This window comes from Prevotella sp. Sow4_E9_plate (assembly GCF_052116205.1).
Lineage (GTDB): Bacteria > Bacteroidota > Bacteroidia > Bacteroidales > Bacteroidaceae > Prevotella.
The window spans coordinates 1-8,395 of sequence record NZ_JBQKLN010000075.1; the positions used below are offsets into that span (position 1 = coordinate 1).

The 8,395-nt window shown below is 41.8% G+C and carries 6 protein-coding genes; 3 read left to right on the top strand and 3 right to left on the bottom strand.

Features of this window, described 5'->3' with window-relative positions; all coding sequences use genetic code 11:
• Positions 1 to 95: 95 nt before the first annotated feature.
• Entirely contained in the window at positions 96 to 1,202 is a 1,107-nt protein-coding gene (locus tag ACTQ53_RS16725; RefSeq protein WP_441934366.1) for a tetratricopeptide repeat protein, read from the bottom strand.
• Positions 1,203 to 2,454: 1,252 nt separating this feature from the next.
• On the opposite strand from ACTQ53_RS16725, the gene ACTQ53_RS16730 reads away from it, so the two are divergent.
• Positions 2,455 to 3,009 carry a hypothetical protein gene (locus ACTQ53_RS16730; RefSeq protein WP_441934368.1) on the top strand — a complete coding sequence of 185 codons (555 nt, stop codon included), beginning with the start codon at positions 2,455 to 2,457 and terminating at the stop codon, positions 3,007 to 3,009.
• Here the strand turns inward: ACTQ53_RS16730 and ACTQ53_RS16735 are convergent.
• Positions 2,994 to 4,217: a serine/threonine-protein kinase gene (locus tag ACTQ53_RS16735; protein WP_441934370.1), complete on the bottom strand. Its 1,224-nt coding sequence runs from the start codon at positions 4,215 to 4,217 to the stop codon at positions 2,994 to 2,996. The genes ACTQ53_RS16730 and ACTQ53_RS16735 overlap by 16 nt on opposite strands.
• A 703-nt stretch (positions 4,218 to 4,920) precedes the next feature.
• Between ACTQ53_RS16735 and ACTQ53_RS16740 the strand changes: the two genes are divergently transcribed.
• Entirely contained in the window at positions 4,921 to 6,213 is a 1,293-nt protein-coding gene (locus tag ACTQ53_RS16740) for an ATP-binding protein (RefSeq protein WP_441934372.1), read from the top strand.
• A 331-nt stretch (positions 6,214 to 6,544) separates the two neighbouring features.
• On the opposite strand, the gene ACTQ53_RS16745 is transcribed toward ACTQ53_RS16740, so the two are convergent.
• Positions 6,545 to 6,667 carry a hypothetical protein gene (locus tag ACTQ53_RS16745; protein WP_262884890.1) on the bottom strand — a complete coding sequence of 41 codons (123 nt, stop codon included), beginning with the start codon at positions 6,665 to 6,667 and terminating at the stop codon, positions 6,545 to 6,547.
• Positions 6,668 to 7,041: 374 nt separating this feature from the next.
• Here ACTQ53_RS16745 and ACTQ53_RS16750 point away from each other — a divergent pair, with 374 nt between their 5' ends.
• Positions 7,042 to 8,172: an ATP-binding protein gene (locus ACTQ53_RS16750; RefSeq protein WP_441934375.1), complete on the top strand. Its 1,131-nt coding sequence runs from the start codon at positions 7,042 to 7,044 to the stop codon at positions 8,170 to 8,172.
• Positions 8,173 to 8,395 lie beyond the last annotated feature (223 nt).

Here is an 8,395-nt window from a genome sequence, read left to right on the forward strand (position 1 = left end):
AATTATGTAACTTTGCAGCCGAAAAGGCTTCCCTGCTGGGGGCATGCCCCCAGCAGGGAGTGGGAATGAAAGTTAAGAACAAGCCTTGACACAGTTTAAATTACACCCCCCATTTGATATCTGCTACCATCAGTCTCAAAAGTCTTGTATGCGGTAAGGATACCTTCTGGCATACCTATATAAACCTTTCCTTTTTTGATGTTGTCGTATGCTCTCTGTCCATATTTCGCTACAAGACTTTTTTCTTGTGCTATCATTGATTTTAAATTTGGTAAATTGGTCAGAAAAGTTTTCATGTTTTGATCTCCTTCTTCTGCGCCAATTTTTATATACTTAACAAAGTCAGCGTAAGAAAGATATTTGCTAATACCAAAATCATTCTCACCTGTCATTTTCAAGTAATAGGCACCAACCAATGAGTTTATTGCATCAAGGTTTTTTAGATCAGCTGCCTTGCGCAAATATTTGACACCTTCAGGTATGTTTTTTGTTATACCCTTTTGTTTGTTACCCTCTAAGAGCATTCTACCATAATAATAGGCTGCTTGTGGGTAATTGTTTTTTACCGCTTTGAGATACCATTTCATAGCTTCCGAATCATTCTTAGCTACACCTTCGCCTTTATCATAGGAAAGTGCCAGATTGTATTGAGCCCGCGCATATTCTTGGTTGGCTGCTTTTGTATACCATTTCACGGCTTCTTCAAAGTTCTTTTCTACCCCGTTGCCATATTTATAGCAGACTCCCAAGTTGCATTGTGCCATAGGTAGTCCTTGTTCAGCAGCTTTTGTATACCATTTTACGGCTTCTTTAAGATTCTTGTCTACTCCTTCGCCAAATTCATAACAGTATCCTAAGTCGTTTTGTGCATCAGCATTTCCTTGTTCTGCTGCTCTTGTATACCATTTTACGGCTTCTCTACGGTCCCTGTATTGTACTCCATAGCCATAGTAATAGCAGATGCCTAAGTTGTATTCTGCTTTAGCATTTTCTTGTTCTGCAGCTTTTGTGAACCATTTTACAGCTTCAGTTAAATTTTCCGTAACCCCTTTCCCATCATAATATGCTTCGCCCAGAGCATTCTGTGTTTCTGCTTCGCCAGACTTGGCTTTTAGCATGAGGGTGACAATGTTGGTTGTTTGTGCAAATACTCCCGATGCTATCGCAAAGAAGAGCATCATGATTAGATAAATCTTTTTCATATTCTTATAGTTTTTATTTGTTATTATTCCCAATATGAATTCTCTGATTCTTCCATACGTTTTTATCATTTACTTGTTTGTTATTTCGTTCTTAGACACAAAAAAGGTGCGAACCAATTTCATTCTGTTCTGAAGGTTTTGGACTACCTATACACAAAGAATGAAAATCAGCTCACACCAATGGGGGATATTGCACACCATCCCACCAAAGCGGGACGGATACAATAATACACGATTGGCTGAACAACTTCTGAGTTCGTTCTTGCGTACAATGAATTGTCCAGATTCTCAGTACGAACTAAGCATGGTTGTCTCCTTAACATGTCTGCTGCCTTTACTTACGGCATTGCAAATATAGGCATTTTAAACGAATTTTTCAAGTAAAAACATAACATTTAGTATTCTTTAAACTTTGGCGATTGGTTCATTTTGGTTCAATTTGGTTCAAACTCATTTTCCTCGAGCTTACACCTTTTATATATAGAGAAACGGTTGCTGCAATTGAATCTTCTTTTCGGAGCAGCAGTAAATTCGTGTGTCTATAATGTGGAATCATGGAGAAAAATTCGTATCTTTGAACCCGGAGTTGAGAAAACTGGATGGAAGTTTCAGGCTGCAGGTGGATAGAAAGCTACTTTCAAAAACACCCTTCACCCTTCACCAATCAGATATAAACGTCTAATAGCTAAGTGTTTATACGGGTGAAGGGTGGTGAAGGGTGGAGCCAACCCTTCACCTCTCACAACCCCAGTGTTTATCGGGGTTTCCGGCGAAAAGGTGAAGGGTGAAGGGTAAAATCGAGAGTAAGGCTTTTCACGAGCAAAACCACGCATCCTGCAGCCGGAAAACATATTCCGAATGGCGATGGTAGACCGCCCGAAGATTTTCTCCCGACGCATCATTTTGTGCCTGGCAAAGGCAAAAAGTTGCCCTAGTTGAGGGCAATATTGTGCCATAGTTAGGCAATAAGTGGAATGAGCCTCTTTTCAACTCGTCAGGACTATCATGACGACTTCCCGGAGGCTTTCCGGCACCTCGTAAGTACCAAGAATGCTACAAAGACATCTGGACTTCAAAGCCTATCGGAATGGTATAAGAAATTATTGTGATTTAGAGCACGATGATGGCTGTTTTTGCAGTTGTGGTCTTGATTATTTCAAAAAAAGGCTAATTTCGCACAATTCGAGGGAAATCATTGTGCTTTTTTATTCATACTGACTTATAATTCGGAAATTTTATGTAAATTTGCCATATGGAACAGATATTACGTGAAATGATAGAAAGGATGGTAGGGCGCAAGATGGTTGTGCCTCGTGACTTCGTATGGTTAAGCGAAAAGGTGCTGGAGCGTACCCAGCAAAGGGTGAGTGCCTCTACACTGCGACGATTCTGGGGATACGTGAGCGAAGGGGTTTCTGCCAGTAAGTTTACCAAGAATGTGCTGGCTAATTTTCTCGGTTATGCGGACTTTGAGGAGTTCGGATTGTCGCAAGGGACGGGAGAACGGCAGAGCCAGATGGTTATCGGCAAGGAAATCTCATGCGATGATCTTTATGAGGGACAGATGCTCAAACTTTCCTGGCTGCCCGACAGAACCTGCATCATCAGGTATCAGGGAAACGGAAGTTTCAAGGTGGTATCATCAGAAAATACCAGATTGGCGAAAGATGATACTTTTGAGTGCCGTCATTTTATCAATCATGAGCCTGCTTATCTTCATGGCTGGAAACATGGAGATAGGGAGCCGGTCACTTATGCCATAGGTAAGAAGAATGGCATCATCGTGGAGCATTATTTGGAAGATTGAAAACTCGACAGGGTTGGCTTCACATATCTCTCAGTGGTATAAGAGGACAGTTCATAGATGATATCTGCCTTCTTGCCGTCTATGTCCTTAGAGAATGTCTGTGGATAAGTCGTTGTGATGAATTCATTACTCTTATTTACAAACTGAAAGTATGCCTCGCTCTTTTTCACAACAGACCGGATGGTGTCTATGCCGGATTCCTTCCACATCTTGTCGATAGTCTTCTTTCCCTTGGATATGAGTTCGGCGCTTTGTAAATGGGATGCAGAAGATGGCTCGGTAGCTGTTGGCTGCAGGGATTTCCGGCCATTGGAAAGTGGGGCAGGCTTCTTGGCTTGCTGGCGGATGACAGTATCCTTCTTGGCTTCGTGATGTGCCGGGGTGATGCTAATGCTCTTTTCCTGCTGATGCAGTAAAGGATAACTGATGAAACCTAATAAGATGATACAGACCAAAGCTGCGATTGCGATACGCTTGATAACGGATGGATGTCTGTTTCTGCGAGCTATGAAATCGGCTTTGAGTTCGTCAACATTGGCATATCGCTGGGCTATGGGAGCCTTGCAACGCTTGATGATTGCTGTATAGGGTTTGCCTGGAAATATCTTTTCCAGGATACAACCGATACTGAAGATGTCGTTGCGGATGTCTACCTGTTGGGATACAATCTGTTCTGGAGAGATGTAGCCCGGGGTGCCGGCAGGCTGTTTGAGGATGGCAAAGTCGTCGGTATCTGAAAGTCCGAAATCGATGAGCTTTACATGATTGCCGTTATGGGTAATCATGATATTGGAAGGCTTAAGGTCTCTGTGTACTATCTGCTTGGCATGGATGTAATGCACAGCATCAAGCAACTGGAGGAAGATGTCTTCTCCCTCAGTCTTCCTACCGCTCCAGTGTTCCAGCGTGATACCATCTATCCATTCCATCACGATACAGGTACCCATTTCCGGTATTTCTTCCATGCTGTAGGCTGATACGATGTTGGGATGCTGCAGGGATATGAGAATATCGAACTCTTTGTGCAGCAGGTTCTTGTAGTTTCCGTCTTGGCGATATGGCTTCTTCAGGCCTTTGAGCACCCACCATCTGCCATAGCGCTTTGCCTTGCAAAGAATGTTGAATCCTTTGCAAGGTATGGGAGTAAAGTCTGAAAATTGCTCAGACCTTCTGCTTTCTTCTATGATGATTCCAGAATATGAATCCATGTTACTCAGACTGGGTTGATAATTCGGTTGCAAAGTTAACTAAAAGTTTCGAGAAAACCTTCTTCTGGGTGATTTTTTATGATTAGTAAGGGGATACTTGCTTTGTATAAGGATTATCCCCCTGTTTGCATCAATGAATGTATAGAGATACCCTTCCCACAGAAGCAGGATGGATACGTGAATACATATTTAGACAAACAATTAGAGCTGTCGTTCCTGTGTACTGTGAATTGTCCAGGTTCTCAGATGGAACAAAGCATAGTTGCTTCCTAATTATGTCTGCCGTCATTTCTAATGGCATTGCAAATATAGGCATTTTAAAAGGAATTTTCAAGCGAAAGAGAATCTTTTAGTAGTCTTTAAACTTTTACGATGTTTTTTGTTTGTATTTTTGTTCAAGCTCATATCCTGCAAATTTACACCTTAATATATCGGGGAATGCTTGCCGCAAATCCCCTCCCTTTTTCTTATGGAATGTGGAAGCCTACCCCTTTAATGTCCGTTTTCAAAACTGATACTGTCCCCATAAGATAGGGATATCATCCTTTAAAATCAGTTAAAAAGTGGGCGCTCCTTTATAAAATTTGTGGGAAAGTTGCAGGATTCCCTCATAAAATGTGTATATTTGCAGCGTTATTCCCTCATAAAATGTGGGCGGAAGAGTAATTATTCCCTCATAAAATGTGATTTTAAGATACGGATTATGGAAAGATTAGCTATCGATGAACTTCTGAAATGGAAGAATAAACAATATCGGAAACCTCTTATTATTGAGGGTGCCAGACAGGTGGGAAAGACTTGGCTGGTGAAGGAGTTTGCCCGCCAGAATTACAAGCAGCTGGCGTATGTGAACTTTGAAGAGATGAAGATCCTGCAGAATCTCTTTGAACAGGACTTCAATATCCCTAGAATTCTTACAGCTATTGGGGCTGCAACGAATGTAACCTGCACAGAGGGCGAAACGCTGATATTCCTGGATGAGATTCAGGCTGCTCCTCATGCTGTTGCTTCCCTGAAATATTTTGCAGAGAATGCACCGGGTTATCATGTCATAGCGGCTGGTTCTCTTCTGGGTATCGAACAGCATCAGGGGGAGTCTTTTCCTGTGGGTAAGGTGGAATTTCTCTCTCTCTATCCAATGAACTTTATCGAGTTCGTGATGGCTATGGGGGAGAAGAATCTGGCGCAGCTGCTACTGACGAAGGATTGGAATATGATAACGATGTTTGCTCCCAAGTTTCAGGAACTCTTGAAGTATTATTACTATGTGGGAGGCATGCCTGAAGCCGTATTGAGCTTTAGCCAGAATCGTGATTGGAAAGAGGTGAGAGCCATACAGAAGGATATTCTGAACAGTTATCAGCGGGATATGTCGAAGCATGCTCCATCAGAGATTATTCCCCGTATTACTGATTTGTGGAAATCCTTGCCAGCCCAGTTGAGTAAAGAGAACAGGAAGTTTATCTATGGAGTGGTGCGCGAGGGGGCAAGAGCCCGGGAGTATGAGTTGGCCTTGCAGTGGCTGCTGGATGCCGGACTGATATATAAGGTATATAATGTGAAAGCTCCCCGACTGCCACTTGCCAGTTATGAAGACCGGGCAGCCTTCAAGATTTTCGTCTTGGATGTCGGGCTTCTAGGTGCGATGTCTAATCTCAAGGCAACGACAATAGTGGACGGCAACAGTATTTTTACCGAGTTTAAAGGGGCGTTGACGGAACAGTATGTTTTGCAGCAGCTCGTTCTCAGGTATGAACCGTATTATTATGCCAAGTCCAACAGTACTCAGGAGATTGATTTCCTGCTCCAGGATGAGGAGGATGAGATTGTTCCGCTGGAGGTGAAAGCCGAGACGAATGTCAAGGCAAAGAGCCTGCGCCAGTTTGTTGCAGACAACCGGTCAAAGAAGGCCTATCGCATCTCCATGAATGATTATCAGCAGGAAGATTGGGTTACGAATGTACCGCTCTATGCGGTAAATGGTCTCGAATTTTAGCAATAGCACCGCCCTAACTATATAAAAATAGGTAGTTAGGGCGGTGCTATCTTTGCAGATTCTGGAGTAACTTCAATATCCGTTTTCAAAACTGATACTGCCCCTATGAGACATTGTCTTATTTGGTTTTAATGGAGTTTCAGGAAATGTAAATCCCCAATCTGCAAACTTCAACAGGTTGGGGATTTATGTTTTATATTATCTTCTTGTTTTACCAAAAACGTCGGAATGTGTGCCTGTAGTTAGCATGAGGAGTGTTCTATGGGATAGCCGCGCTTTTTGCAAAGCTTTAAAGCTTTGTCAAATCTCTTAGTAGTATCAAGTTTATACATTATTCTCCTAAAATAGTATCAAACATTTCATCAACAGAATTCCAATGGGTAACTCTGCCTTTCTCCTTGTCTTCTTCGGCAAGTACCAACAATTGAGGCTCGTTTATTGCTAATGTATTCATACTTACTCCTTTTTAAAAACATTCATCAATTTACAGCAGCAAAAATACGTTTTTTTCTCTAAACTACCAAGTAAATTAAAAGATTTTTTTTATTTTGGTATAGAGTACCCGTTTTTATGTGCTAACTTCATGGATTTACAGTCTCTTGGAGATATGATGGATAGAATGTCCGTTTTCAAAACTGATATTGCCCCCATGAGATAGGGGGAGAAGGTCGGTGAAAAACGTTGAAATAACGCTCTAATCCCAAAATTTACTATGTTTTTTGGGATTGTAATCCCAAAAATAGGTATAAATTTTGGGATTACGATTATTTTTCCTTATCTTTGCATCCGAAAGAAAGAAGGATTCATAACTTAAAAGAAAGGATATTTATGATACGTCGTCAAATACAAGATACAATTGAAGCCCGGATATTTTCCGGGAAGGCTATCATCGTGATTGGAGCCAGACAAGTGGGTAAGAGCACGCTGTTTAAAATGGTGCTCGAGAATCGTGATGAACCTACTCTTATGTTGAATTGCGATGAACCAGAAGTAAGAGAGTTGCTGGCAAAGGCAAATTCTTCTGAGTTGCGTCTGCTTATAGGCAACAATCTTATTGTTGTGATAGACGAGGCTCAACGGGTAGAGAATATCGGGATGGTTTTGAAACGAATCACGGATAATTTCCCAGATGTACAACTCTTGGTGACAGGTTCCTCCTCTTTTGAATTGCAGAATAAGCTCAACGAACCTTTGACAGGACGCAAGTTTGAGTACCATCTTTTCCCTTTTTCTACAAGAGAACTGATGAAGGCTCATGGACTGCTTAGTGTAAAACAAACATTAGAGAATCGGCTTATTTATGGTTCTTATCCAGATATCATGAATCATGAGACGGATGCAAAGGAGTTGCTGTATAATTTGTCTAACAGTTATCTGTATAAGGACTTGTTGAATTTAGAAAGTGTTCGGCGCCCAGCCCTGTTGTCCAAGCTGCTTACTGCCTTGGCACTGCAGGTTACAAGTGAAGTTTCATATAATGAGTTGGCGCAAACCGTAGGAACAGATAATAAAACGGTAGAGAAGTACATTGATTTGCTCGAAAAGTGTTATATCATATTCAAGTTGAATGGCTTTAGTCGCAACTTACGTACGGAGTTGAAACGTGCTAAGAAATTCTACTTTTATGATAATGGAATACGTAATGCTATTTTGCAAAACTTTGCACCTCTTGCTCTCCGGCAGGATGTGGGGACCTTGTGGGAGAACTTCTTCATTAGTGAGCGAATGAAGGCCAATCAAAATGCTGGACGATATGTAAACAGCTATTTTTGGCGTACCAGTCAGCAGCAGGAGATTGATTATCTGGAGGAGTGTGATGGTCAGTTTTCCCTGTTTGAAATGAAGTGGAATCCTAGGCGTGCCAATACAAAGTTCCCGGCCTCTTTCCTTTCTGCTTATCAGGTGAAAGATAAGTGCATCGTTACGCCTGAAAATTGGATAGATTGGGTTATAGAGTGATAATGCTCCCCCTTTAATGTCCGTTTTCAAAACTGATACTGCCCCCATGAGATAGGGGGAAGGTCGGTTTAAGAATTTGTGAAAGTCAATCGTAATCCATCGGCTACCCCCCCCAGACCGTCCGAAAACCTTGATTTTCTGCTTTTTATCACTGTTTTGAGGGCATATAAAGCCCTCTAAGCTAGTCTGGGGACCAGCTCTAAAATTTCGATTTCTAATAAAA